Raw genomic sequence first — 24,727 nt, 5'->3', positions numbered from 1 at the left:
ACCTGTATAGACTGGAAAACAACGAATTTTCTACAATAATTAAGTGGCAGGAAAGGATTTAACATGTTATGCTTGATGTATTCATATGGAATGGAGGGAAACCACTGTGTTGCCAAAGTATGAGCAGATCAAGCAAGATCTTTTACAAGAAATCAAAGACCATAAATTCATTCCCGGTGATAAGTTTTATTCAGAGGCAGATATCAAGCGGATGTATTCTGTTAGTTCGATCACGGCAGTCAAAGCGTTGAATGAATTGACGAGTGCTGGCTATCTGTATCGCATCCAAGGCAAAGGGACCTTTGTTTCAAAAGCAAAAGTATCTCAGAGTGTGAAGTTTTCCGACATTGAGCTGCATTCACTGGACCAAGAAAAGGTCAAGGTCCTTGCGGTGGAAGAAGGAAATGCCCCAGAGATTTTGAAAGAATTAGGATTGGCTGCCAGTGCTTCCTACTACCGAATCAAACGAGTCCGCTATTTTGGCGACGTTCCTTTCTTGGTTCACATCACTCATTTGCCGAAGAAGCTGATGAAAGAACCGATCGCCAAAAACCTCAACCAATATGCTAGTGTTTATGAGCGGGTCCGAAAAGACTTTGCGATCGACCTTTTCTCATTGGCTTCTGTTGAAACCAACGAAATCGTCTTTCCTGATGACGCTGAATTGTTGAACTTATTGCAACTGAGCTTCCGAGAGCCTGCGGTCAAACAAGTCAAGCACTCCTATTTGGCAGATGGAAGTGTCGCTGAATACATCGTCAGCTACAAGCATTGGAAATATTTCAAAACAAAAATAGAAGTAGAGCCCGCGTAAATTTGGGTCTCTACTTCTATTTTTTTATTCTACGACAGGTTGATCACAGAAAACGAGTTCCTTGATCTCAACGCCATCGGTTTCAAATACCACGACTTCGTTGCTGCCTTTTTTCAAAAATTCTTTCGGACAGTATAAGGAATGCACGGGGCCACGTTGCCAATAGCGACCAAGATTGATGCCATTGACGATAACGACGCCTTTCCCATACCCACGGCAATCGATAAACGTATCTCCTACCTCTGTCAGCGTGAAGGTCGTTTGATAAAAGGAGGGGTGTGTCGGATTTTTTCCTGCTTGATAATCGATGGCTTGTAGCTGCTCTGCGGAAAGCGTCAATGGGTAATGACGATAGCCTTGATGGAAATGAATATCTTGCATGATGCCCCCACGGATGCCTTTGGCTTGTGTAGGCCCATTCAATTTAAACCCGTAGTTCACGCGCCCTAGGTTTTCTACTAAGACATCTAGCTCGATGGTTTCTTTATCTGGTGTCCCTTGGATCAACAGCTCCTCACCTAGCGTTTCTTGGTATTGGATCGCCTGTAATTGGCCGTCGGTAAAAATATGCAACCGATCGCTAGCTTCTACCACTTTTAATTTGTTTTCTCGATGATAGTTTTTTAACTGAACCGAATAGAGCAAATAGCCGTAGCCTGTGCTGGCAGCTTCCATTGTTAGTGGATACATGTTTTCTTGCGGTGCCATCAGCTGATCTTTGATGGCCAGTAACGAGACACTGTTTTCAATGGGAAAGGTTCCTAATGCCGCTAATTGCTTGGTCCGTGGTTTGGCTTGCCACACTTCGGGACAAGCTTCTTTTATGGCTTTTTGTACCTGATAGTATTTGTCGGTAGGTTCTCCTGCTTCTGTCAGTAAAGCATCGTAATCATAGCTGGACACTTGTGGTAGATCCAGCGCCCCCCGAGCGGAACAGCCATTGTAAAAGCCAAAGTTCGTGCCTCCATGGAACATGTAAAGATTCAAGGAACCGACTGCTAACATCTCTTTGACTTCATTAGCTAAGTCTTGACCGTCTCGCTTGATGATCGGCTCGCCCCAGCGGTTGAACCAGCCATCCCAATATTCCATGCACATGATGGGCCAATTTTTGCCATGTTTTGCCATAAACTCTTTCATCACAGCCGCATTTTCTTTGGAACGACTGCCGAAATTGCCTGTGACAAAGACGTCGTCTTCAATCAATGTCCCAGCGTCCAAGACTTCTTCCCATGCCCCATCTGAAGTAAACAAGGGTACATCGATGCCGCATTCTTCCATCAACTCCTTGGTCTGGCGCAAATACGCTTTTTCCATTCCATAAGAGCCGTACTCATTTTCCACCTGCATCATGATCACTGGTCCCCCATGGGTGATCTGCAACGGCACAAGCTTTGGCAGCAAGACCTGGAAATAGTTACGCACCTTTGCCATGAAGCGTGGGTCGGTTGAGCGCAACCGCATCGGTTCGTTTAACAGCCAAGCTGGCAGCCCGCCAAATTCCCATTCAGCACAAATGTAGACGGAAGGCCGCAAAATGACCATCAAGCCTAGCGCTCGGGCTTGCTTTACAAAAGCACAGATGTCTTTCATTCCTTCAAAGTCGTAGACTCCTTCACGAGGTTCGTGGAGATTCCAAGGAATGTAGGTCTCAACTGTGTTGGCTCCCAGTGCTTTTAGATTGTAGAGGCTATCTGTCCATTGCGCCGGTGTCATGCGGAAATAATGGATCGCTCCGCTGATCAATTTGATTGGTTTTCCATCTAACAAAAAATCTTCTTTTATCTCAAACGTTCGCATGTCGTCTTCCCCTTTACCAGTATCTTTGCCAATTAGGCAATGCCAATCGGATCAATCCTTCTAAATAGAAATAGTCTCCCCAAAGATTGGGTTCATCGATGCCTTTGCCTTCCGCATGAGCATACACACCATGCAGCAATAAGCCTTCATTTTCTGGCACTTGGCTCGCTGCATACTGCTCGCCTAATTGGTAAAGCATCCCTTTAGCGATTTTTTGGGCATCAGGATATGCCTCCATTTTCTCTGCTTCCAACAAGCCACAAGCCGCGATCGCTAAAGCTGAGCTGTCTTTTTCAGCAGGATGTTGGTCGTTAAAATCAAAGTCCCAATACGGCACGAGATCTGCGGGTAAATGAGCCAAAAACACCTCCACGATCTGCGGATAATTTTCTGGAAAAGGCTGGCTATGCAAGTAGCTTTCATTCAAAGGAAGCCCTAAAATCGCCCAGCTTTGCCCTCGTGCCCAAATCGATTGGTCGCTGTTTCCTTGATGCGTCGCACCGTGACTTGGCTGCCCCGTTTCAGGATCGAAATAATACGTATGAAAGGTGGTGGCGTCATTTTTGATGACAGTCTTTCGCACTGTCTGATAATGCTTACTCGCGGCCTCTGCGTAACGAGTCTCTCCCGATAATTGGGTTGCTGCAAATAAAAGCGGCAAGTTCAGTAGCGAATCAATAATCAAGCGGTATTCTTGTGGGTCGCCATAAGTGCCCCAAGCTTGAATAAATTCCCCCTTTTCTTGAAAACGTGCCAACAAAACATCTGCTGCTTGAATGACTTCTTGCTTGCAGTGTTCATCGCCAGTGATCTTGTAGCCCGCACCGGCAGATAAGCTATATAAAAATCCAATATCATGATGATCTAATACAAAATGGTCGTCTAAGCGCGTTTGAAAACTGTCGATATTCTCCATTGCTCGAGTCAAAAAGTTCTTCTCTTTGGTCCACTCATAGGCGAGCCACAACATCCCCGTCCAAAAGCCATTGGTCCAATCATCGTTGCCTTTCAGCCGATATTTGCCATTGGTGGCACAGGCTGAAGGAAACTGTGTGCCAAAGCGCTGACTATTTTTTTCGATCTGTTGGATGCACGCGGTGATTTTATCCGCTAACCACACATCGGTCACTTTTTCTCCTAACAGGATCAAGCGTTGTTTGTTCTCTTGCAGACGCATGTTTACCCTCCTCTTAACTTGTTAACATATTAACTGAAATCATTATAACGTAAACGAACAAAAAAAGCGACCTTCCTTCATTGATTCCTAAAAAAAGAGCATGACAACTGCCCACAAATGCAGACCTGTCATGCTCTTGTCCTCTTTTTTTAACAGTTCCAACCAAATACTTCGATTTGTGTAAGAGCTGGAAACGGGGAATCATCCTCTGCTTTTTGCAGCTCTTTATAGGTCAGCTTAGTCGTTTCTTTTTTCGGAAAACGAACTTCTTGAAAAGACGCCGTATTTATCGTTTCCACCACCAGCTCTTCTCCATCAGCAAAGACCAAGGTCCCTTTGGTCCAGTAGCTATCATGGGGATAATCTGCCCGTAATAGGAAGCGAACCCGATCGATCAAGACGGGACGACCAAAATCAATGGTCAATGCAGCATCGGCTTGCTGATTGATGCCCCAAGAAGCAAACGGATACGAACCGTGGGATCGGTTGCCATATTTTCCATCGATCGCATTCTTGGCAAAAAAGACGGAATCATCTCGCGTCTCCACATTCGCTGAAGCATGAGGATACGCCCCTATCGCTGACTTTTGATCATGGGCATTGAAAGATAAATTTTGATAATTCGTGATCTCAAACGCATGGGCTTTACGCACCATCAGGTGATGGCGCTGCGAGGCAAAGGCCGTTTCCACCGAGGACTTTCGATGAGATTCCGTCCAAGGGATCTGATATTCCCAAGAGGATTGGGAAAGATAGATCAGTGATGGTGCTAAGGTTTCATCAAGCTGAAAGACATAATACGGATTTTCCCCCGTCACCTCAATAACGATCTTATCTCCTTCCTCATAGGGATAGTTTTTAATGGCTAATACGGCCAAATCATCACCAGAAACTTGAAATGGCGCGGGTTCTTTTTCATGGTCGATGCGACCGACGATCACCTGGTCCTGCTTATTTTTTATTGCTAGCGTAATCATTTGGATCGATCCTTTCTTTTTCTACGATACCACCGACTAAACAAATCAAACGGTGCTTCCCTGGCAGGATATGTTGTGCTAAGTATGGAAAACTAGTTCTTGGAAAAAAGACGGAGGTATTGGCTTCTGGCTGAACAATACTGGCTTGTTGATAGCCTTCGATGTTGATGATTTGAGAACAAAAGCCCCCTTCACTGACTCGACTCCAGGTCGGTCCTGTTTGGGCCTGAGGCAACCGTCCAGTCAGCGGTACACTAAACCCGCCCTCACGAAGGTCCAACGAAATCGTCGTCGTCAACTCGTGCACGCGCACATGCCACTGACCAAAGGGATAAATCTCAGTTTCAATCACTACCTCCTCAAAGGGAGCCCATTGGTAAAAGACGCCTTTTTCCGTCACTCGATAATCCCTGACTGCGCCCTTCGTGCGAAAATAGCTGCCATCTCGAGCAATAGCTAATGTGCTATCGAAGGCGCCTTCGGCATATGTAACGCCGGCTTTCGACACACTGAAGCCAAATTTGCTCGAATAGACGAATTTGCTGTATTTTGATTGAGCATGGGCTTGCTGTTCAAGCATCAAGCCTGCAGGATACCCCAACAGATGATGGCTTTTTTCATTGTGCACCAGCAACATATTGCCTTTTTCAATCCGTTTTTGCGGCTCTCTTTTGATCGGCTCAGGTTCAGCCCGCCAAAAAGGATGCGTTTCTGCGACCGCTAAAAGCAAAAAGGTCTTCAGCCCCCAATAAGGCGAGCCTGGTGCATTATACCCTTCTGCCATTACATGATTTTCATAGTGGTACCCGATGGACAAGCGACCATCGAAAGTGAAAATTTCTTGTGCCATCCAATTGCGCAAGTGCTTCGCCAGTAGTCCTCGCACCTGTCCCCATGGGATCGCTTCGACGTCTGCGAAAACCAGTGCCGAGAAAAACGCCCCTTGCGCAAACCGATAAGTCAGGCTGCGGCCATAGGGCAAGGCTTCGCCATCTTCATCAAAATAATAGACGAAGTCTTGCGCAAATAGCGTGGCTCGCTCTTTAAAACGCTGCGCCCATTCTGGATCTTCGTCTTGCATAAATGTAGCGTAAATCAAGCCGTAATAATGAAACGCAAAAGGAATGTAGTAATCTCGCTGCGTCGTTTTCCCGTCTACGTACCAACCATCGCCAACGTACATGGAATCGATCAATGCCAACTCTTGGGACAATTCTTCTTTTGCCAACGGTTCCCCACATTGAAACAAGGCAACGCGTATCAACACTTTGAAGAATGTCCAGTTGTTCTTAGGAATCTTGCACTCAAGTGCTTGGGAAAGCCAAGCCACTAGCTTTCGCTGGTTCTTCTGCGGCAACGCTGTCCAAAAAGCGTCCTTTTGCAACAATAGGGTCAATGACAATGCGGCTGCTTCCACGATGTATTGATCATAATCCGTGATCCTTCCCCAGTAAAATGCGTGTTCAGGATCTGTCCCTGCTATCACTTTTTCTACGTAAGCTGCTCGTAACGGATCATCTGGGCAACCTCTCCAATAAGGCGCGAGCCCCCACAAAGGACGCACAAGCGCTTCCATCTCAGATCGTGTTCGGTCATACACGGCCCCACTGCTACCTAGATTCAATCCTGGATAGTCATCTGCCAAGATCGCTTCTCGCAAAGGAGCGATCATGTCTTCCAATGCCCGCTGATAATCCAGACGCGTCAAAAATGGATTCTTTTTGATTGCCATTTGCTTCATACGCCATCTCCTTCTGTCAATTTACAGAACAGAATAGCAAGCAACGGCTTTTTTATCAAGCGATCTTCTACTGGCAATACTGCTGAAAAATGAGAAAAGATTTCGAGGGATTTTTGACTTAACCTGTTAACAAAAAAAGAGGAATTGAAGCTATGGGAAAGTGATTGGAGAAATGGTGAAAGTTAACTTAGATAAAATGAGGAATTTATTATAAATAAACATTGATTTCGTGACTTTTTTTTATAAAAAATTTTCCTGAAATTATACTATAGATATCCATCACATGATAAACATTTCTTACATTTTTTCAGTTCGAATATTTCTAAGTATTGATAATATACTAAAGACAAAAAACTTTGATTCAAATAGACATGACGAAAGAAGAATGATTGTCTATAATAAAATAGAATTCGTTATTTGAATAAATACCCATAGTAGCAGAAAGGAGTGCGCAGATGGCCGTATATATTGAATTGTCTAATCCCATCCATGGAGGAGAAGGTTGGGAGCTAGGAGAGGTTTTATGGAGTCCCGTTGCTTCATCATGGAACACAATTATGAGGAAACCCAAAGAGGGGGATATGATTTTACATTCTATCAAAGACAAAAAACGAAATATCAATCATAGATTATGGGGATGTTCTCAAGTTGCTGGTTCCTATAAAATCTTATCAAGTCCGCCACCGATCCCAGCTAATTGGGATGGATATGACGAATACTATCAAATCCCCTTAAAGTACTACACAGAATTTCAGGACAAAGTTTTTTTACAGGAAGTTATCGATCAGAACAAAGACGCATTAAAAGCAATAGCGCCTCAAAAATCTTTTTATACGGAAACAGGTGTGCGAATGCAACCCGCACAGAAATACTTGGCGCCTGTTAGTAATGAGCTATTAGAAATCTTAACTCCTTATATAAAAAAACCGGTCTACTATAACGAAAACAAGCAGAGATCAGAAAATATTGTACGTGAAGGTGATTCAGAAGAACTTCTTAGTGTGGGAAGTGGTGGGCAGGTTACCCGGATTCAAACAACTATCGATAGGATTGTTAGGGACACGTCTCTTGTTAAAAAAATGAAGCAAAAATACAATAATCAATGCCAAATTTGCGGTAAATCCATTTCATTGTCCAAACAAAAATATTACTCCGAAGGACATCATTTAAAAAAACTTGGGGGTATTCATCAAGGGCCAGATATAGAGAGTAACATTATTATACTTTGTCCCAACCACCATGTTGAATTTGATTATGGGGCAATTGCAATAGACGTTCACTCACAAAAAATTATTCATACAGACCCGCACAATCCTTTTCATAATAAGGAATTAGCATATAAAAGAGAAGATTTAAATAAAGAATTTTTAACATACCATTTAAAAAATATATTTATAGGATAAGCCCCATAAATGGAGTGTTTAGAATAGGATTTTATTCCTTTACTGAAAACCTAAATTCTTTTTTATAATTCAATTTAGTTAATTATCTTTGATATAACGTTCAATAATTCTCTTTAGGGTAACTATTGGACGTTATTTACTTTTATTCTAGCTGCTTCTATTTTAAGTACCTATTTCATCTTTTTCTCAAAGCAGACCACACTTACCTCATGATCACTGACGGTTGTCACGGCTTTTCGTGTTTCTTTAAATCCTTGACTCTCCCAGAAAGATCTACCGGCTGTGTTTTCTTCAATAACAGCGAGAGATACGAGAGAAATCCCCTTTATGCGCCAGTCTTGTTCTACTTGCTGATAAATAGCTTGCCCGTGCCCCTGACGTCTTTCGCCAACCAGTAGCAAGCCAATATACACAGTGCCCTCTTGCGGATAATCAACAAGATAATCCATGATAGCAATAGGTTTTTGATCAGAATAAATGATAGAAAATACCTTTTGCTCTTGAGCCACGGCTGGCGGAAGAACAGTCATGTCTCGCATGAGTTGTTCGATGGAAGGTGTCTCTTTCGTTAAAGCAAAATAGGCCTGGTTTTTCTGATAAATACTATAGGCAGCTTGTTGGTTTTCTGACGTGACGGAATGAAACGTATACTCGTTCATGAATGCTCCTTTATTGTAGGTTTATTGAACTTTATTTCGACCAAAAGTGAAGCAGGTGGATTTGATGGCTCTTATTGCTAGTTTATCCTATTCAAGTCCCCTCGTAAATTACTCTCGCAACCTCTTCCTATTTACGTTGCATTCCTACGATGATAACCGAACTTGTCAAGTCATAAAAAGACACCCTAGAGCCTTAAGTCAGAAGCCTACCACTTCTTCTCAAAAGCCCTTAAGATGTCTGATTACTGGCCATTTTTCTTGTCAAACAGCGCAAAAACTAATCTTCGACCGCGACTTTGTCCCACCAAGAAGTGGCGGTCTTTTGGATCACTTCATTCAAGTCTTCGATGTGCTGTTTTCCAGTACTTGCTAGCCATTCTTGGGCTGCTTCTGTTCCTCGTTTTACAAAGGGATCAACACCGTCTTTCCACGTTGCCCGGCCGCACAAGACGCCATTGAAGGTTGAACCGGCTTCTTTGGCAAAAACCAGTGTTTCTTGGAATAAGCTGGCTGATACGCCTGCACTGAGAAAAATAAACGGCAGATGCGTTGCATCGCTTTGCGCTTTAAAATACGCTGCGGCTTCTTCCTTGGTATGCACGGCTTCTTCCTTGGCAAAACCTGCCACATAATTCATGTTGACTGGTACTTCCACTTTTAACACATCAACTTTGTACTGTGGTTTCGAAAATTCCTTCATCAATCCGATGACTTTTTCTGGTTTGCGTTGCGCATACGCTTTTGAGTCGACTTCAGGTAGCTTAGCATCATAGGAAAGGACTTCTAAAAAGAAGGGCAGATCAGCGGCTTGGCACTCGCTGCCGAGTCGTTCCACAAAGACGTGTTTCAACTGATTGATCTGGGCATCTTCATCTACATCATAGTAAAGCAAAAATTTGATGGCATCGGCGCCTGCTGCTTTTAATCGCTCAACTGACCATTCCCCTAATAAATCAGGCAAACGTCCCGGCGTAGTCGCATCATAGCCGGTTTTTTCATATGCCAGCAAAAGCCCCGCCTCTGGATCACGGCTTTGCGCAGCTGCCAACCCATATTCTGGATCTAATAAAATAGAAGACGCGTAAGGGGTCAATTCTTGTGAGACTAGCGTTTTAAACTGGCTGATTTTCTCTGCGTCAGCCTCCACGCCCAGTGCTGCCATCATTTTTTTCAAGGCACCTCGTTGGTCGATCGCTAAAGCTGCGATCACTCCTTCTTTCGTTGACAGGCGATCCATCGCTGCTTTTTTGGCTTTCGTTACGGTTGCTTTCATTAAAATTCCTCCTTTTTTGTCCATGCCAAAGAATCAACCGCTTTCACTTTTTTTCAGCGTTGGCGAAACGGTTGTCAGCACGTATAAAGATGTCTATTGATGAAGCCGTTCGACTGATTGACCACCGCACGTATCGACTTCGTACACGAAAAGATACGTGCTCGTGGTGGGCTTTCTCAGTCATCGTTAGTTGTTATACGGATGAATCGTCACGCCTTTGACCACCCGATTGACGGTACGCGTTGGCGAAGGGGTGTCGGGTGTATTACCGACTTTGATCGATGCCAACAGTGCGATCGTTTGTGCAAAGACAATGTCTGCTAAGGCAAGATAACCGTCTGGCAATAATGTGTCATCTGGAAAGAAAAAGTTTGTTCCTGAAAAATTCACAGTTGCCGGCTGTCCGATGGCGGTCACTGCGGCGGCGATGCCGTCACTTTTTAACTCTTCCAACATATCAAGATCATACTGCCGCGTGTAGGGCGTATTGCTGACAAAGACAAAGACGAGGGTTTGATCATCTACGAATGATTTCGGTCCATGACGGAAGCCCATCGATGAATCGAACACGGTGGCGATTTTTCCCGCAGTCAGTTCCAATACTTTTAGCTGTGCTTCCCTGGTCAACCCCGACAACGTGCCTGACCCTAGGTAAACGATCCGCTTAAAGGAACGGTCCGTCAGTACTTGGAGTTCTGTTTCTCTGTCGATGACTTCTTGCCCCAATCGGCTAAGGGTTTCAACATAATGCCTCTTTTCTGTCAGCGGCGTCTGGTCAAAAATCAGCAGTGCGGAAAGAGCCATGCAAGAAAAACTTCCCGTCATTGCAAATCCAGCATCATTTGACCGCTCAGGCATCAATAACAGATAGCTCGTTTCATCAGCGGCAGCTTGTTGTGCCAAAGATCCGTCGGCTGCACAAGTGATCGTCAAATGATAGCTGTCGGCAACGAATTGATCGACGATTTTGACCGCTGCTAAACTTTCTGGTGAATTGCCGCTTCTAGCAAAAGAAACGAGCAGTGTTGGTTCATCCGCAAATAAAACTTGTTCTGGAGCAGCGACGATATCCGTCGTAGCAATACTTTCAAAAAGATAATCCGCAGTTGCGCCGGTCTTATTCAAGTAAGGAACGATCGTATCTCCGACATATTGCGACGTCCCCGCTCCCGTGAAGACTACCCGAATGCGTTTGTCCGTCTTTTGCTTGATAGTACGTAAGAAAGCCTCGATCGTCTCTTGCTTTTCTTGATAGATCGTCAAGGTTTCTTGCCAAAGTTCTGGCTGTTGTTTGATTTCTCTTGTTGTAATCTCCGCACCTAATTCTGCTAATTCCTTTGTTGACAGTTGAAACATCTTTCTTCCTCCTAGCTACTGTTTTTCCAGTATGTATTCCCAGTGACGGTACGAGGAGCGTTGTCTTGGATGAATACTTAGCGATCACCCAAAGGGCAAACTTCCTCGACCTCACTGGTGTTGAATACACACCTTTTCTTTGCTCGAGTGGATCATTTCAGACTGTCTAGGAAATGCGCTACTCGTCGTTACGCAAGTGGCGGACTTTGTATCTAAATTGGTCTGCTCGAGCAACACTCAAGGTGTATTCGATCACTTCATTTTCAATATTGAACGTGCTGCGTACCAGGTTCAACACCGGCGCACCTTCGTGGATTTTCAGCAATGCCGCATCTTTCGCACTGGCAATGCTGGCAAAAAATTCTTCGTCCGCGAGGCGGATCACTTGATGAAAGTCTTCATGAAATATATCGTACAATGGTTTTTGCTCGATCATCTCACTCGTTAAATGCATGAAACGTTTGACCGGCAGATAAGAACGCTCGATCATCATCGGTTGGCCATCAGCAAGACGCAATCGTTTTAACTTGTAGATCGGCTCGCCGATGGAAACTTGCAACTGAGTGGCAAAATATTTTGTCGCTTCCATTTTTTTGAATGCCAATACTCTAGTTTCTGGTTGTTTTCCTAGTGCTTTCATCTGTTCGGTAAAACTATACGAACCTGATAAATTGGTTGCCTGCTTGCGGATATCCGAGACAAAGGTGCCTTTGCCATGTTGGCGATAAATATAGCCTAATTTTTCTAACTCCTGTAGAGCCAAGCGAACGGTGGTCCGACTTAATCCGTAGCGCTTTGACAGCTCTCTTTCTGAGGGAAGCATTGTGTCTGCTTCCATTTCATTTTCGATTTTTTCAATCAGTAAATTTAACAATTGATCGTATAATGGTTGTCGATTTTTATTGATATTCATAAGCCCCTCCAAACTGGTTACTACCACATAACGAGTGTACTATTTCCCGATAGGCGTGTCAAACAATCGTCTACAGGGGCTCTGTTTCCTGAATTTGTGTCTTTTCACGCAGGAAAATGAACCAATTGCCAGCACGAGCTAAGCTGAAAAGTCAGCTGTTGCTTGCTTAGCAAAACTCCTCCTACGTTTTGCGTCGTTTCTTCTGCTAGCTTGCTTATTGCGGCCAAATGGATGGATACAGGCCAAAGCCAGAACCGATCAAGCCGATCACTAGCAGCAAAGCGATACATTTCAACGGCGTCCAGCCGCGTTTTGATAAGAAGAAATACAGCATCAGTGTGATGGTCAATGGAATCACTTGCGGCAAGATCCCATCGAGGATTTTTTGAATATCGATCGTCACAGGCACTTCGTTGACTTTGTTAAACGTCAATTCATATTTGCCGTTAGCCAGTTCGTTGACCGCCGCATTTTCTTGCAATGTGTCAGTCAATTGACCATTCTCATCCGTGGTATACAGCATGTCTTCGTAAGCGGCAATGGCTGCTTGATCATCCACGATCGTCGTCGCTTGCGTCACTTCATTGGTAGTGCCGTTAGGGATCTGAATATCCAAAGATGTCGCCCCATACACGCAGGTCAAGGAACCGACAACAAAAATCCCTAAAATACTCGCTGCTCGGGTGAATTCTTTGGCATTTTCCGTTAAGATGCCAATCGCATCTGTCCCTAAACGATAGGACCAATGCATCAAGAAGAACCGTAAGCCGAATTGGGCCGCATTGAATACCAGTAAGAAAATAAACGGTGCAGCGATGTTGCCATTGATCGCCATATTGGCTGTGATACCAGCTGTTATCGGTACCAGAGTGAACCAGAATAACGCGTCACCGATCCCGCCTAGCGGCCCCATTGCAGCGACTCGCACTGCCCGAATCATGGGAATATCGGCTTTGTTTTGTTCCATCGATAAAATAATCCCCATCACAAAGTTCACCAAGAATGGATGAGTATTGAAAAACTCTAAGTTATGGCTCATTGAAGCAGCCAAGTCCTTTTCATTTTTGTGGATCTTTTTCAATCCCGGTAAAATACTGAATAACCAGCCTCCTGCCTGCATTCGCTCATAATTGAAAGAGGCTTGTAGAAATAAGGAACGCCAGACCATATTGTTCAAGGTCTTTTTATCCAGTTGTTCTGCGGGCGCTTGTTCGCTATAAGAATCGGGAATATTATATGCCATCTTCGTCGCCTCCGAAATCATAGGTATTGGCTGCTGCTACTTTAAATTTGGACTGGATTTGATAATCCCAAAAGGCTAATGCAAAACCGATAAAGGCTAGAATGATCAAGGCTGGTCCTTGCAAAGAAGGTGCCGCCATTACGATCGTGGCTAAACCAAACCCCATAAAGAAGAAGCCCCACATTTCTTTGGAAACCATCACTTTTAGTAAAATCGCAAAACCGACATACCGCATCATGCCCCCAGCTGCGCCGAGCCCACCCATCAACCATTGAGGGATCGCTGCGACCGCCTGATTCCCGAAAGCAGCACCGCCGATAAAGAATAAGACCACGATCAAGCCGAAGATCGTACCAAGACCCGCCATCGCTAAATAATTGATTCGATCAATCCCCTTCGTATTGGCATCATGGGCGTAGCTGTCGGCTTTTGACATCACTGGCGACATTAGTGAGAAGATAATCGTCACCCCATATTGCCCCAGCAAAGAAAACGGAATCGCCGTAGCAACCGCTACTGTGGGTTCCAGCTGCAGCGTGATCGCTAAGATTGCTGCCATAATTCCGCCAATCACCGCATTTGGCGGTTGCGCGCCGCCCACCGGCATATTGCCGATCGTCATTAACTGATAGGTTCCGCCAACGATCAAGCCAGTTTGAAGATCTCCAAGAATAAGTCCGATAACCATCCCGGTAACAATGGGTTGGTACAATGATTCTAAAAAACTAAATTGATCGATTGCGGCAATGAATGTAACTATGAAGACTAAAATGATTTGAAAAATCGTGTAATCCATTTTCTTTCTCCTTCCTTACCTCTGCATTACTGAAATAATTTCTTTTCATCTTCAACAGGTGTCGTTGGAACCCGCTGGATCACTAATTGCACCCCCATTTCCTTCAGTTTTTTAAAGGCATCGACATCTGCTTCATCGACGGCAACTGTCGTAGCAACCTGTCTTTTCCCTTCTGACATATGCATATTCCCAATGTTGAGTTTCTTGATCGGCACCCCACCTTCAGCTAATTTCAACGCATCTTGCGGATTTTCAACCACCATGAAAATCTTTTGTTTTGGCGATGCTTTATGAATGATCTCGATGGTTTTTTGAAGCGAGAAATACCTCGTTTGGACGCCAGCTGGCGCCGCCATATCCATCAACCCTTGTCTGACTTTGTCTTTGGCGACCTTATCATTTGCCACTAAAATTAGATTTGCTCCCAACGTACCGTTCCATTGGGTGGCAACTTGCCCATGAATCAACCGATTGTCGATTCGCGTCAATAAAATATTTGGTTCTCCCATAAATATGTCCTCCTTCTATTTACTGCATGATTTCTGCAACCGCACTACGTTCTACTTCAATCACCGTTCCCGATTTCACCCTTAGATCGACCGTCTCTTTCCCCAGTGTTTGAATCTCCCCAATAATGCCGCCGTACAATTTGATTTTCTGTCCCTTTTTCAAAGACTGCTGCAATTCAGCGAAATAGCCCTTCTGCCTTTTCAGATTTTTCCCATTCAGGAAAGACGAGACCCCCAAAAAGAGGGAGAGAAAAACAAGCACCACGATTGAGGCTGCTAAGATCATTTCCCACATGTTTAAATTCCTTCTTCCTCATTGATTTCCTCATGGCCTTTGATCTTTCCGTGAAAAATACCGCTCTTGCCAATCTCTGCCAGTTCTTGGCAAAAACCCTCTGGATCGGCTGCCGTATAACTAGTCAACGAACCTTCCACTAGCATCAGTAGATTGATGCCGCCGATGACCTCGACTTGCGGGTCCTCATTGGTAGCGGTCATCGCAACATTAAAAGGGGTCCCGCCCACAAGGTCTGCACAAATCACGACCCCATCACAGGTTTCCTTTAATTGATCGATTGCTCCTTGCAACTCTTTTTCAAAGTCAGCTAACGGATTTTCCTCTAAAAACGGCACTGCTAGAAATTGTTCTTGGGGTCCTGCAATCATCGCAAGCGCATTTTCCATCCCTTGCGCAAATCCTCCATGACCTGTTAAAACCAAACCAAGCATCTTATGTCCTCCCCTCATTCTCAACTGGTAGTAACCACATATCCAATATAAACGCTTTCATTTTGTCTGTCAACAAATTTTTTGTTTTTATATAAAAATATCTTTTTTATCTTTAAATACGCAAAAAAGCGTAAATATTGTGTCTATCAAACATAATAATCTATTTTTTTTTAATGATAAGCAAACTAGACATATATGGGATTGTTATTTTTCACAAATTTTAACATCTGCTTTCAGATACTGGTATTAAAAGAACCATACGCTCATTTTTTTTCGATGAAAACCTCTATTTCCCCTTGAAATAAGCGATCCTAAGAATACCATGCTGAATAAAATAAAAAACCAGTCAGGGTAACTCCGTGACTGGTTCTAATCATTTCAATTAATTCCTCCTTATTCCGCTCTTCATTAAATCTTCCTTCCACAATAAATCGACTAGCCCCCTTATCCTCTGCTGTTGATAGTTTAACCGTAGTTATGCAGAGTTTCCTCTACGTTTCTTTATTCTCCATTAACATAGAAAAGCACTACTTCCTAATTGTACTCGGGAAGCAGTGCGGCAAAAAAATTTTATTTGAGTTTACACAATAACTATGTGATAGCAGATACGACCCGCTTATGCAGTTCAATGATCTCTTTTGTTAAATCACAAAAGGCGATGGCCGTCATCAAATGATCTTGACTATGAATGGTTAGGAGGGTGATTTCTGCTGCATTGCCTTGTGCTTCATTGGTAAGCATGGAAGTTTGTGCGTGATGCGCTTCAACAATTGCCTCCTCTGCTTGTTTGACTTGCTGGTCTGCTTGCTCAAAATTTCCTTCTTTAGCTGCTGTAATTGCTCCCATCGCATCACTTTTTGCGTTACCGCTATGAATGATCAGACCCATAACAGACTCTAATTGTTCTTGATTCATGACTTGATTCTCCTTTTTTCATTAAGTAGTTGAAGGAGTGAATGATTCACGCCATCTTCTTCATTGCTCTTGGTTACATAATCGGCTTGCTGTTTAATGGTCTGGGCTGCGTTGCCCATTGCCACGCTGATCCCTGCAAACTGCAGCATAGACAAATCGTTTTCATTGTCGCCAATGGCCAAGACTTCATTCGACTGGATCCCTAATTGTTCCGTTAATCGCTGCAAGGTTTGGCCTTTGCTTGCTTGAAGCGGCAAGAACTCATAAAAACAGTCCAAACTCCGCATATGATTAAATTGTTTCGACCAGTTAGACAAAATCTGCGGGATTGCTGCATCGATTCGCTCTTTTTCCCCCACTAGCATCACTTTATAGATAGGGATGTGTCGTAATTCATCGAGCTTCACAATTTTGATTGGCACACGATTTAATATACTGTCATAGGCGGTATATTGATCGATGACTAGTGAACTTGTGAAAATTCCTTCCTTACTTTGGACATGGTAATTCAGTCCCAATTGCTGCCCCAGATAGAGTACCTGCAAAAAATTCTCGTAGGACACTGCTTGTTCGAAAAAAATTGTTTCACCTCGAGCATCCGATAAAACAGCACCATTAAAGCTGATGACGTATTCATCTTCTTTATGTAGCTGCAGCTGCTTGATCAAAGGTGCCAGACTATAAAAAGGACGTCCAGTGCACAAAACGATTTTAATTTTTTCTTGCCTAACAGATTGGATGGTCTGCTTAACCGATGTCGATAGCTCCCCTTGCGGATTCAGCAGGGTTCCATCCAAATCGATCGCTACTAATTTGATCATGGTTCTTCACTTCCTCGGGCGTATATGACTTGATAAGCCGCGCCATAAACTCCAGCATCATTTCCCAGCATGGCTTTTCGTACAGGAAGCTTCCCTCTAATTTCTGGGAACAAATAAGTCTCTAATGCATTCTGAAGTGGTGTCAAAAAAGCTGGTCCAGCTTCTGAAACACCGCCACCAATAACCAATTCCTCTGGATCGACTGCATTGATCAGGCCGGCAAAGGCTTGCGCTAAATAATCAATCGTTGTATCAATCGTCTCTTTGGCTTGCCGATCTCCTTGAGCTGCCAAGTCAAAGATCTCTTTTGTCCCACTGACCCGTTCAAAACCGGCGATCAGGTTCATGGTTTTGATCATTCCTGTCGCAGAGCCGTAACACTCTAGGCAATTTTGATTGCCGCAACCACAGACACGGACTTCCCTTGTTTGAAGTGGGATGTGGCCAATCTCTCCAGCAGAAGCATTCGTTCCGTTTAGGACTTTGCCATCGATGATCACGGCACCACCGACTCCCGTTCCAATCGTAGCAAAAACGATTGACTGACAGTCAGAAGCTGCGCCTTGCCACAACTCGCCCAACGCAGCTGCATTGGCATCATTCATTACTAAAACTGGTACATTCAATGCAGCTTCAATAATCTGTTTCAAAGGAAAATCGATCCAGCCGAGGTTGACTGCTCGTTTAACGACCGTTTCGTTTACCGGTCCTGGAACGCCGATCCCAATGCCTTTCAGTGCGCTTAAAGAGAGCCCGTTCTCGTTTAGTTTTTTCTTGATACTCGTGATGATCGTTTCTGGGATCATCGTTCCGTTATTCCTACTATTTGTCGGGATCGACCATTTGTCCAGCAGTTGCTGATTCTCGCTAAACAGTGCCATTTTGATTGCTGTACCGCCGATATCTATACCGATAATCGTTTCCATTGTCTTTTCATCCTCTCGTTTCTTCTGTTTGGTTTTTCGTCAATGAGGCAGGATGCTGTTCTTTTTTCATTAAGTACATTTGTCCTAAAAGCAGCAAGACACCAGTAAACAATAGGAACAAAACGACAAAGCTTTGCTTGGACCCTTCAACGACTGCTGCTGAATTGCTTAAAGCAGGATCAGCTTGGCTTTTGGCCATGATTGCCGCAATAATAGCAGTACCTGCGGCTGCGGCAAATTGCTGAACGGTCATGATCAGGGCATTGCCAGCGGCTTGTTCGACTTTTTCCAATTGTGCCAAAGCGCTGGTCATCAAGTTGCCAAAAGAAAAACCGATACCTAATGTAAAAAGAAAATAGAGCAGTCCAATCATGATATTGCCCAAGTTTTCAGCCAATAGCCAAAAAAGTAACAGTGCGCTGATAATCAAGAGACTTCCGCCAACGATAGGTCTTTTCTCCCCATATCGATCTAAAAAGCGTCCGCCTAGAGGTGTAAAGAGCGCCCCCAAGGAAGCCCCCGGCAAAATAATCAAGCCGGCAGTTTGGGCAGTGCTTTGATTCACTAATTGAAGATAAAGTGGCAGGATAAAAACCAAACCCATCAAGACAAGCTGCATGATAAAAAAACAAACCAGTCGAAGGCTGTAGCCTTTGTTCTTTAATAAGCTTAATTTTAAGACCGGTGATGGATGCTTTCTGACGTGCAAAAGCAGCAGGCATAAGCAAACTGCCCCTAACAAAAAGGCGCCACCAATTGCCAAACTAAAAAAACTGCGACTGCCCATATAGCTGAAGCCAAAAGTCATGCCGATAAAAAAGCCCGCTACAAGTATAGTGCCCATTAGATCCAATTTAGCTTTTTGCGGCTTCATTTTCTGTTCAATCGTCAACGCACCGAGAAGCAATGCTCCAATCAAAACCGGCAACAGGAAAATGAAAATTGCTCGCCAGCCGAAGCGCGTAACGATCCAGCCGCCAAAAGTCGGACCAATCGCAGGAGCAATGGCGGGGATCATCGTTCCCACACCCATCATCATCCCAAGCTTTCCGCTAGGAACTTGTTCCAGAATAATATTAAACATCAGCGGTAAAGCGATGCCGGTCCCGATCCCTTGTACGACACGCCCTATTAAAAGTAGGACAAAGCTGCTTGCGAATGCGTTTAAAATAATGCCTGCGATAAACAGCCCAATTGCAACTAAAAATAAAGATTTGTTTTTAAATGACTGTTTCAAAAAGCCAGATAAAGGAACGATGATTGCCAAAACTAAAAAATAAATTGTTGTCAGCCATTGGATCACCGCAATATCTACTTGAAATTCCTTACTCAACACGGGAAAAATCACATTCATTGCTGTACTGATTAAGACCCCGCAAAAAGCCAGAATTCCTGTTGCTGTGACAGCCCCAATCGTTTTTCTTGAAATCTTTTCTTGTTTCATTTGTCTTCTCCATTTCTAATAGATCATGACGCAGATCATGCGTTAAAAAAACGTTCTGAAATGAATCCATTGAAAAGGCGGCTGTGAAAGCCGCCTTTGACTATGCTTCAACAAGTGAGAGTGCTTGCTGCAGCACTTTTTCGCCATTCATAGTGCCGTAGGCAGACATATCGATCACTGAAACAGGAATCTTATCTGCAACCAATGCACGGATCTGTTTTTCTTTAAAGCGAACTTGCGGTCCTAATAAAATCACATCTTTATCCGACAAGTAGTCTTTGATGTCCTCGACTGGTCGCGCATCGACTTGCGTCATGATTGATTGTGCTGTACCCGCTTTTTCGATTTTCTCGATCAATAAGCTGGTACTCATGCCGGCATTGCAAACTAATAAAATATTGATTTCTTTCATTTCTTTTCCCCCTTATTTATTCCGCAACTGCTGCGCCAATGTTCATTTGTACCGTCTGCTCTTTTTGTGCTTCTTGTTCTCGCTTGTATTCGACGTTGTCTGCCATTTTAAAGAAGGGGAAATAGATGGCAGTAGCAACGATCACACAAACGATTTGAGCTAGTAGCATCCGCCAGCCACCCGCAATCACGGCGTTAACAAAGGTCGGCGTCCCCGTTGGCAACTGTGCGCCTACCATTCGCGGCATCAAACCAGTCGTGATCGATACATAGCCGATCAAGCCAGTCACTAACGGCGTAATGACCGTTGGCAGCAAGAACATTGGGTTCAAGCAGACCGGCGTTCCGAATGTGATCGGTTCATTGATACCAAAGAATGTGGGGATACTCGTGATCCGGCCAACACTTTTGTACTGTTCACTCTTCGCAAAGAAAACAAAGCAGATCGCTAGACCCAAGACACAGCCACCGCCGCCAATTTCTAAAAAGGCAGAAGTAAAACCAAAATCAATCAAGTTCGGTGGTGTCGTACCTGCTGCAGCTGCGTTCATATTTTCGATCGTCATAGTCTGCAAAATGGGAGCATAAACGCCAAAGATGATTGCTTTGCCATGAATGCCAAACCACCAGAACAGACCAATCAATGCATAGGCAACCATCACTCCGCCAATCGAACCGCCGATCTGTTGGATCGGTACTTGTAAAACAGAGTACACTAAATTATGGGCACTGCCGTAACTCGTAAATGAAAAGCCCCATGAGATACACGCCATAAGAAACGTGATAGAAAAGAAGGGAATAATCGAACTAAAGGATTTTTCTACGAAGCTGGGAACACTATCTGGCATTCGGATCGTAATATTATTTTTGATAAACCAGCTGTAAAGTTTCGCAACGGTCAACCCAACAATGATTCCAACAAACATTCCTCTCGAACCAATAAAATCAAAGCTGATAAAATCGACTGGTCTGACGGTGTCGTGCACTTGCTGTTCAACAGTTGCGAGTGGTGTCAGTATCAAAAAAGAAACAATGGCTAGAAATCCTGGAAACATCCCATCGATTTTATAGGATTTCGCTAAATTAAACGCAATAAAGTAAACAACGATCAGTCCCATAATGTTACTGGTGAAAATACCTGGCAATAACAGCAGTGTTTTTAGCCCGTTTGATTGAATAAATTCCTGGTAGCCGTCAAACGGCATGTTGGCGATCAAAGTAAGCATCGCCCCCGTGATACTCGCAGGGATCGTCATGACCATCCCTTTACTGACGGCTTTTAGATAGCGGTTATCAGAAATTTTTTCGGCGGCCAATTGTATTTTTTCAAGATTATTAACAAAGCTCATAGTGAAGTCTCCTCTTTTATTAGTCTATCTGAACAAAACGTTCAATTGCCTTCCCAACGCCATTTTCATCGTTTGTATCCGTTTGGTACTTTGCAGCTTCTTTTACTTCTTCAATCGCGTTGCCCATCGCGACTGTATAGCCAAATCGTTCATCTAGCATCCCGAGATCATTATAGCTGTCACCGATCGTCATAATTTCTTTCAGGTGGATGCCCTTTTTTTCTGCATAGGTTTTGATTGCCTGCCCCTTATCTGCCAATGGATTAGTAATTTCTAGATTGATGGCAAATGATCCTGTGACGTTGACCGGATAAATTGCTGGAAGTGTCCGACGCAACGCGGCAATTTTTTCCGTATCATGAGAAAAACTGATTATCTTCCCAACAAAGTAATCGTTTTCAAAAATTTCATCTAAGGAAGCAATTGGTGTAACTTCTCGGTACAAAAAGTGTTCCCCTGCAGACTTGTAGGCCTCTTCTACAGAAATCTTCGGATGAAACTGATTGATCTTCGCTGCAACCGCCCATTTCCTGCGCTCTGCATCACTGGGAGTGAACGTCCCCCCAGTGGTATAAAGTTCGACACATAGATTTGCTTTCTCCAGCTCTGCCACTATATCGCGAACCAACATTTCACTAAGGTAGAGGCTTTGTATGATCTTTCCATTTTCGTTCCTCAGTTCACTACCATTCATCACTAGATAACTGCACTCGATACCCGCTTGCTGGACTTGGGGGACAGCATCTTCGTAACTTCTACCGGTGGTGATAATAAATTCGATCCCTTTTTCTTGGGCTTTTTTTACAGCTCTGGCGTCAGCTTCTGAAATTTTATGATTCGAGCTGACAAGTGTTCCGTCCATATCTGAAGCAATCAATTTGATCATCGCAATACCTATCCAATCACACTTTCTAATACTGCTTGGTGTCGTTTGACTTGCGTGATACTGTCTACTTCCATATAGTCTTGGATGTGGCGGTTTCCTTCATATTCACTGCAGATATAGCCATTGTAGCCAGCTTCTTTTAGTACTTCGATCACATCTTTGTAGGGAATACTCGTTTCTTGAAGTTCTGGCGTGATATCATAAAACTTTCCATGAATATGAACGATATACGGCATATTTTCCACTAAAATCTTTGGATCTGTATAAACAAAGTGGCGGCAAAATTCAGCGAACGCTTTGTCTGTCTCAGTTGCTTCACTCATGTTCGAAACTTGTTCAAAAGTCGCATCACGATCGATGCCTTTTTCATAATTGTCACTGACCCATTGAATAATTTCTGGCGTGCCGCCTTTACGGATATAACTGTCTTGGAAGATCGAACCGATACGTTTCGTAAAAATCCCAAAGTCTGGCATAATCCCAAACCATTTTGTGCCGCTTTCTTTGATATAATCCAACCGTTCCTCAAACCAGGGGGTGCCGAATGTGAAGGGAGCATGGACTTCCAATGCGATTTTAACGCCGACTTCTTCTGCATAAGCCAGACTTTCTTTGATGACTTCTAAAGGAGTCGAGACCAAAGTCCTTAAAATCTTACAGCCCAATCGGCTAGCGATAGTCAAATCACGTTTCATCATTGCAACATTCTCAGAAGTAGTCAACATCCGGTTAGCAAATAATTTGTTATCTAAAAACGCATCATAAGCAATGGGTTCCACCTGATATTTTTCCATCCAGCCATGCCACTGCTGAACAAATTCATCGGTAATATTCGGAAACGTTGGAATCATCTGTTCCGGTAAAAATTCGATTCCTTTGGCACCAGCCGCAGCTGCTTCACGAATGCAGTCTTCTAACGTCATTTTTCCGGTATAAAATTCTTCTTGGTAGCTGTAAAGCGATACCCCGCGTTTAATTTTACTCATCATTTCATCTCCTTTAAGCTTCTAACTGTAATGTTTTCTTGTCATCGCCCACATTGTTGAAAGGCAGATAGGAAATCCTTAAACTAACAAACGCATGAATCGTATGCTCTCCGGCAGCCAATCCACCTGGTTTCTTTACAAAAACCGTGATTGTTTCAATCATTTCCCAGCGATGGTTGATCGCTGTCGCTAATTCATCAAAGGTGAATGATTCCCCTTTGACAGTGATGATCATATCCTTCACAGCAACCTTTTCTCCGTCTATGGTTAGATCAATGACTTCTACACAGCTCATAGGTAAACCGCGGTAATACGGTATGCGTAATTGCACCTCAAAGCCGGTAATTTCTTGCTGTTCGCGCACATTTCGAAACCCTTTTGGATGAACCAAATATTTTTCAAACAATTATTTCAACTCCTCTTTTATTGATACGAAGGTTGGCAAGCAGCAATCTGCCTAGCCAATCAGCGGCTGCCTGCCCTTCGCTCATTTTGTTATAGTTTTACTTCGCTGCCTGTCTCTGCTGCTTGATAGATCGCGGCTAATACTTGCGTTACTTTGAATGCTTCTTCTGGTTTTACCAATGGTTCGGTATCATGGATGATTGCTTCCAACCATTGCTTAGCTTCCAATGATTCTGGTGCTGAATCACTTCCCTCAAAGAAGGCAATATTGCCGGCAGCACTGATACTTTCTTCCGTCAGTAGACCGTTTTTGGCCCGATTGTACGTCAATTGATTCACTGGAAAACTCATACCAGCATCGATCTCAGCCCCTGCCTTGGTTCCGCATAACGTTGTTGCCGCTTCTTTGGATTCTAAGATATTTAGTGCCCATGAAGATTCTAAGAATACCGTCGCACCATCTTTCATTTTGATAAAACCGAATGCTGAATCTTCTACTTCAAACTTCTCGGTGTCCCAGGGACCAAATAAGTTGCCCGCCTCTGCCCCAGGAAGATTACCTAATTTACTGAAAACAGAACCTGTTACCGACTCTACTTCATAGTTATTCATCATCCATAAGGTAATATCTAATGCGTGGGTACCGATATCAATCAGTGGCCCGCCGCCTTGTTGCGATTTATCTGGAAAAACACCCCATGTCGGAACTGCTTTACGACGAAGCGCATGAGCTTTGGCAAAGTAAATTTCACCTAACTCCCCATTGGCACATGCTTCATGTAGTGCCGTCACTTCTTTACGGAAACGGTTTTGGTACCCGATCGTAAATTTTTTACCTGATTTTTTCCACGCATCCATCATCGCTTGGGCAGCTTCTGGTGTATGAGCCATCGGTTTTTCGCATAACACATGCTTACCGGCTTCAAAAGCTGCAACCGTAATGGGACTGTGGCTAACATTCGGCGTACAGACATGGACCAAATCGATTGATGGATCTGCTAAAAGCTCATGATAGTCTTGATAATATTTTGCTCCTTTTGCCCCAAATGATTCTGCGGCTTCTTTTGCCCGTTCTACTTGAATATCACAAAATGCCACAAGTTCACATTTGTCTTTTTGATTTGTTAAGGCTGGGAAATGTTTGTTATTTGCGATCCCACCGCAGCCAATGATACCGATTCTTAGTTTTTTCAT

25 protein-coding genes are annotated in these 24,727 nt (G+C 43.8%); 2 read left to right on the top strand and 23 right to left on the bottom strand.

The window, feature by feature from the left end:
• The first annotated feature begins 106 nt into the window (after nucleotides 1–106).
• Nucleotides 107–814, top strand: a complete 708-nt coding sequence (locus A5878_RS01325; protein WP_008376433.1) for a GntR family transcriptional regulator — start codon at nucleotides 107–109, stop codon at nucleotides 812–814.
• A gap of 24 nt (nucleotides 815–838) precedes the next feature.
• On the opposite strand, the gene A5878_RS01320 is transcribed toward A5878_RS01325, so the two are convergent.
• The 4 genes from A5878_RS01320 to A5878_RS01305 form a co-directional block, all read right to left on the bottom strand.
• Entirely contained in the window at nucleotides 839–2,614 is a 1,776-nt protein-coding gene (locus tag A5878_RS01320) for a beta-galactosidase family protein (protein ID WP_086294412.1), read from the bottom strand.
• Nucleotides 2,615–2,627: 13 nt separating this feature from the next.
• Nucleotides 2,628–3,791: a glycoside hydrolase family 88 protein gene (locus tag A5878_RS01315; RefSeq protein ID WP_086294411.1), complete on the bottom strand. Its 1,164-nt coding sequence runs from the start codon at nucleotides 3,789–3,791 to the stop codon at nucleotides 2,628–2,630.
• A 149-nt stretch (nucleotides 3,792–3,940) separates the two neighbouring features.
• Complete coding sequence (locus tag A5878_RS01310; protein WP_086294410.1) at nucleotides 3,941–4,768, bottom strand: hypothetical protein; 828 nt, start codon at nucleotides 4,766–4,768, stop codon at nucleotides 3,941–3,943.
• A complete protein-coding gene (locus A5878_RS01305; RefSeq protein ID WP_086294409.1) occupies nucleotides 4,743–6,509 on the bottom strand; it encodes a DUF2264 domain-containing protein in 1,767 nt (588 codons plus the stop codon). Before A5878_RS01305 ends, A5878_RS01310 begins: the two co-directional genes overlap by 26 nt.
• Nucleotides 6,510–6,964: 455 nt before the next feature.
• Here A5878_RS01305 and A5878_RS01300 point away from each other — a divergent pair, with 455 nt between their 5' ends.
• Nucleotides 6,965–7,912 (top strand): HNH endonuclease, encoded by a 948-nt coding sequence (locus A5878_RS01300; RefSeq protein WP_086294408.1) that lies wholly within the window; start codon nucleotides 6,965–6,967, stop codon nucleotides 7,910–7,912.
• Nucleotides 7,913–8,082: 170 nt separating this feature from the next.
• Here the strand turns inward: A5878_RS01300 and A5878_RS01295 are convergent, their stop codons facing one another.
• The 19 genes from A5878_RS01295 to A5878_RS01205 all read right to left on the bottom strand — a co-directional run bounded on the left by A5878_RS01295 (nucleotide 8,083) and on the right by A5878_RS01205 (nucleotide 24,727).
• The gene (locus tag A5878_RS01295; RefSeq protein WP_086294407.1) at nucleotides 8,083–8,571 is read right to left on the bottom strand and encodes an N-acetyltransferase; all 489 of its coding nucleotides are present in this window, start codon (nucleotides 8,569–8,571) and stop codon (nucleotides 8,083–8,085) included.
• A gap of 277 nt (nucleotides 8,572–8,848) precedes the next feature.
• Nucleotides 8,849–9,844: a tagatose-bisphosphate aldolase gene (lacD, locus tag A5878_RS01290; RefSeq protein WP_306297919.1), complete on the bottom strand. Its 996-nt coding sequence runs from the start codon at nucleotides 9,842–9,844 to the stop codon at nucleotides 8,849–8,851.
• Nucleotides 9,845–10,030: 186 nt separating this feature from the next.
• Nucleotides 10,031–11,200, bottom strand: coding sequence for an SIS domain-containing protein (locus tag A5878_RS01285; protein WP_086294405.1), 1,170 nt, complete (start codon nucleotides 11,198–11,200; stop codon nucleotides 10,031–10,033).
• Nucleotides 11,201–11,378: 178 nt separating this feature from the next.
• On the bottom strand, nucleotides 11,379–12,113 hold the full coding sequence (locus A5878_RS01280) for a GntR family transcriptional regulator (RefSeq protein WP_005226773.1): 735 nt from the start codon (nucleotides 12,111–12,113) through the stop codon (nucleotides 11,379–11,381).
• A 214-nt stretch (nucleotides 12,114–12,327) separates the two neighbouring features.
• Nucleotides 12,328–13,356, bottom strand: a complete 1,029-nt coding sequence (locus tag A5878_RS01275) for a PTS system mannose/fructose/sorbose family transporter subunit IID (protein WP_008376454.1) — start codon at nucleotides 13,354–13,356, stop codon at nucleotides 12,328–12,330.
• Complete coding sequence (locus A5878_RS01270; protein WP_005226770.1) at nucleotides 13,346–14,152, bottom strand: PTS sugar transporter subunit IIC; 807 nt, start codon at nucleotides 14,150–14,152, stop codon at nucleotides 13,346–13,348. Before A5878_RS01270 ends, A5878_RS01275 begins: the two co-directional genes overlap by 11 nt.
• A 26-nt stretch (nucleotides 14,153–14,178) precedes the next feature.
• On the bottom strand, nucleotides 14,179–14,661 hold the full coding sequence (gene agaV / locus A5878_RS01265) for a PTS N-acetylgalactosamine transporter subunit IIB (protein ID WP_005226769.1): 483 nt from the start codon (nucleotides 14,659–14,661) through the stop codon (nucleotides 14,179–14,181).
• A gap of 19 nt (nucleotides 14,662–14,680) precedes the next feature.
• Nucleotides 14,681–14,956 (bottom strand): preprotein translocase subunit YajC, encoded by a 276-nt coding sequence (gene yajC, locus A5878_RS01260; protein WP_086294404.1) that lies wholly within the window; start codon nucleotides 14,954–14,956, stop codon nucleotides 14,681–14,683.
• Between the two features lie 2 nt (nucleotides 14,957–14,958).
• Nucleotides 14,959–15,390 carry a PTS sugar transporter subunit IIA gene (locus tag A5878_RS01255; RefSeq protein WP_086294403.1) on the bottom strand — a complete coding sequence of 144 codons (432 nt, stop codon included), beginning with the start codon at nucleotides 15,388–15,390 and terminating at the stop codon, nucleotides 14,959–14,961.
• Between the two features lie 591 nt (nucleotides 15,391–15,981).
• Complete coding sequence (locus A5878_RS01250) at nucleotides 15,982–16,305, bottom strand: PTS lactose/cellobiose transporter subunit IIA (RefSeq protein ID WP_086294402.1); 324 nt, start codon at nucleotides 16,303–16,305, stop codon at nucleotides 15,982–15,984.
• Nucleotides 16,302–17,126 carry a Cof-type HAD-IIB family hydrolase gene (locus tag A5878_RS01245; RefSeq protein ID WP_086294401.1) on the bottom strand — a complete coding sequence of 275 codons (825 nt, stop codon included), beginning with the start codon at nucleotides 17,124–17,126 and terminating at the stop codon, nucleotides 16,302–16,304. Before A5878_RS01245 ends, A5878_RS01250 begins: the two co-directional genes overlap by 4 nt.
• Nucleotides 17,123–18,052, bottom strand: coding sequence for an ROK family protein (locus A5878_RS01240; RefSeq protein WP_086294400.1), 930 nt, complete (start codon nucleotides 18,050–18,052; stop codon nucleotides 17,123–17,125). Before A5878_RS01240 ends, A5878_RS01245 begins: the two co-directional genes overlap by 4 nt.
• Nucleotides 18,053–18,059: 7 nt before the next feature.
• A complete protein-coding gene (locus tag A5878_RS01235) occupies nucleotides 18,060–19,496 on the bottom strand; it encodes a DHA2 family efflux MFS transporter permease subunit (RefSeq protein WP_086294399.1) in 1,437 nt (478 codons plus the stop codon).
• 100 nt (nucleotides 19,497–19,596) lie between these two features.
• A complete protein-coding gene (locus tag A5878_RS01230; protein WP_086294398.1) occupies nucleotides 19,597–19,908 on the bottom strand; it encodes a PTS sugar transporter subunit IIB in 312 nt (103 codons plus the stop codon).
• Between the two features lie 16 nt (nucleotides 19,909–19,924).
• Nucleotides 19,925–21,256 carry a PTS sugar transporter subunit IIC gene (locus tag A5878_RS01225; RefSeq protein WP_086294397.1) on the bottom strand — a complete coding sequence of 444 codons (1,332 nt, stop codon included), beginning with the start codon at nucleotides 21,254–21,256 and terminating at the stop codon, nucleotides 19,925–19,927.
• Nucleotides 21,257–21,275: 19 nt separating this feature from the next.
• The gene (locus A5878_RS01220) at nucleotides 21,276–22,142 is read right to left on the bottom strand and encodes a Cof-type HAD-IIB family hydrolase (protein ID WP_086294396.1); all 867 of its coding nucleotides are present in this window, start codon (nucleotides 22,140–22,142) and stop codon (nucleotides 21,276–21,278) included.
• 8 nt (nucleotides 22,143–22,150) lie between these two features.
• On the bottom strand, nucleotides 22,151–23,128 hold the full coding sequence (locus tag A5878_RS01215) for a sugar phosphate isomerase/epimerase (protein WP_223597670.1): 978 nt from the start codon (nucleotides 23,126–23,128) through the stop codon (nucleotides 22,151–22,153).
• 13 nt (nucleotides 23,129–23,141) lie between these two features.
• The gene (locus A5878_RS01210) at nucleotides 23,142–23,534 is read right to left on the bottom strand and encodes a DUF6379 domain-containing protein (RefSeq protein ID WP_086294394.1); all 393 of its coding nucleotides are present in this window, start codon (nucleotides 23,532–23,534) and stop codon (nucleotides 23,142–23,144) included.
• A gap of 89 nt (nucleotides 23,535–23,623) precedes the next feature.
• Nucleotides 23,624–24,727 carry a Gfo/Idh/MocA family protein gene (locus A5878_RS01205; protein ID WP_086294393.1) on the bottom strand — a complete coding sequence of 368 codons (1,104 nt, stop codon included), beginning with the start codon at nucleotides 24,725–24,727 and terminating at the stop codon, nucleotides 23,624–23,626.

This window comes from Enterococcus sp. 3G6_DIV0642, from assembly GCF_002140635.1.
GTDB lineage: Bacteria > Bacillota > Bacilli > Lactobacillales > Enterococcaceae > Enterococcus_D > Enterococcus_D casseliflavus.
The sequence above is the reverse complement of the archived record's forward strand: the minus strand, read 5'-3'. Positions and strand labels throughout refer to the sequence as shown.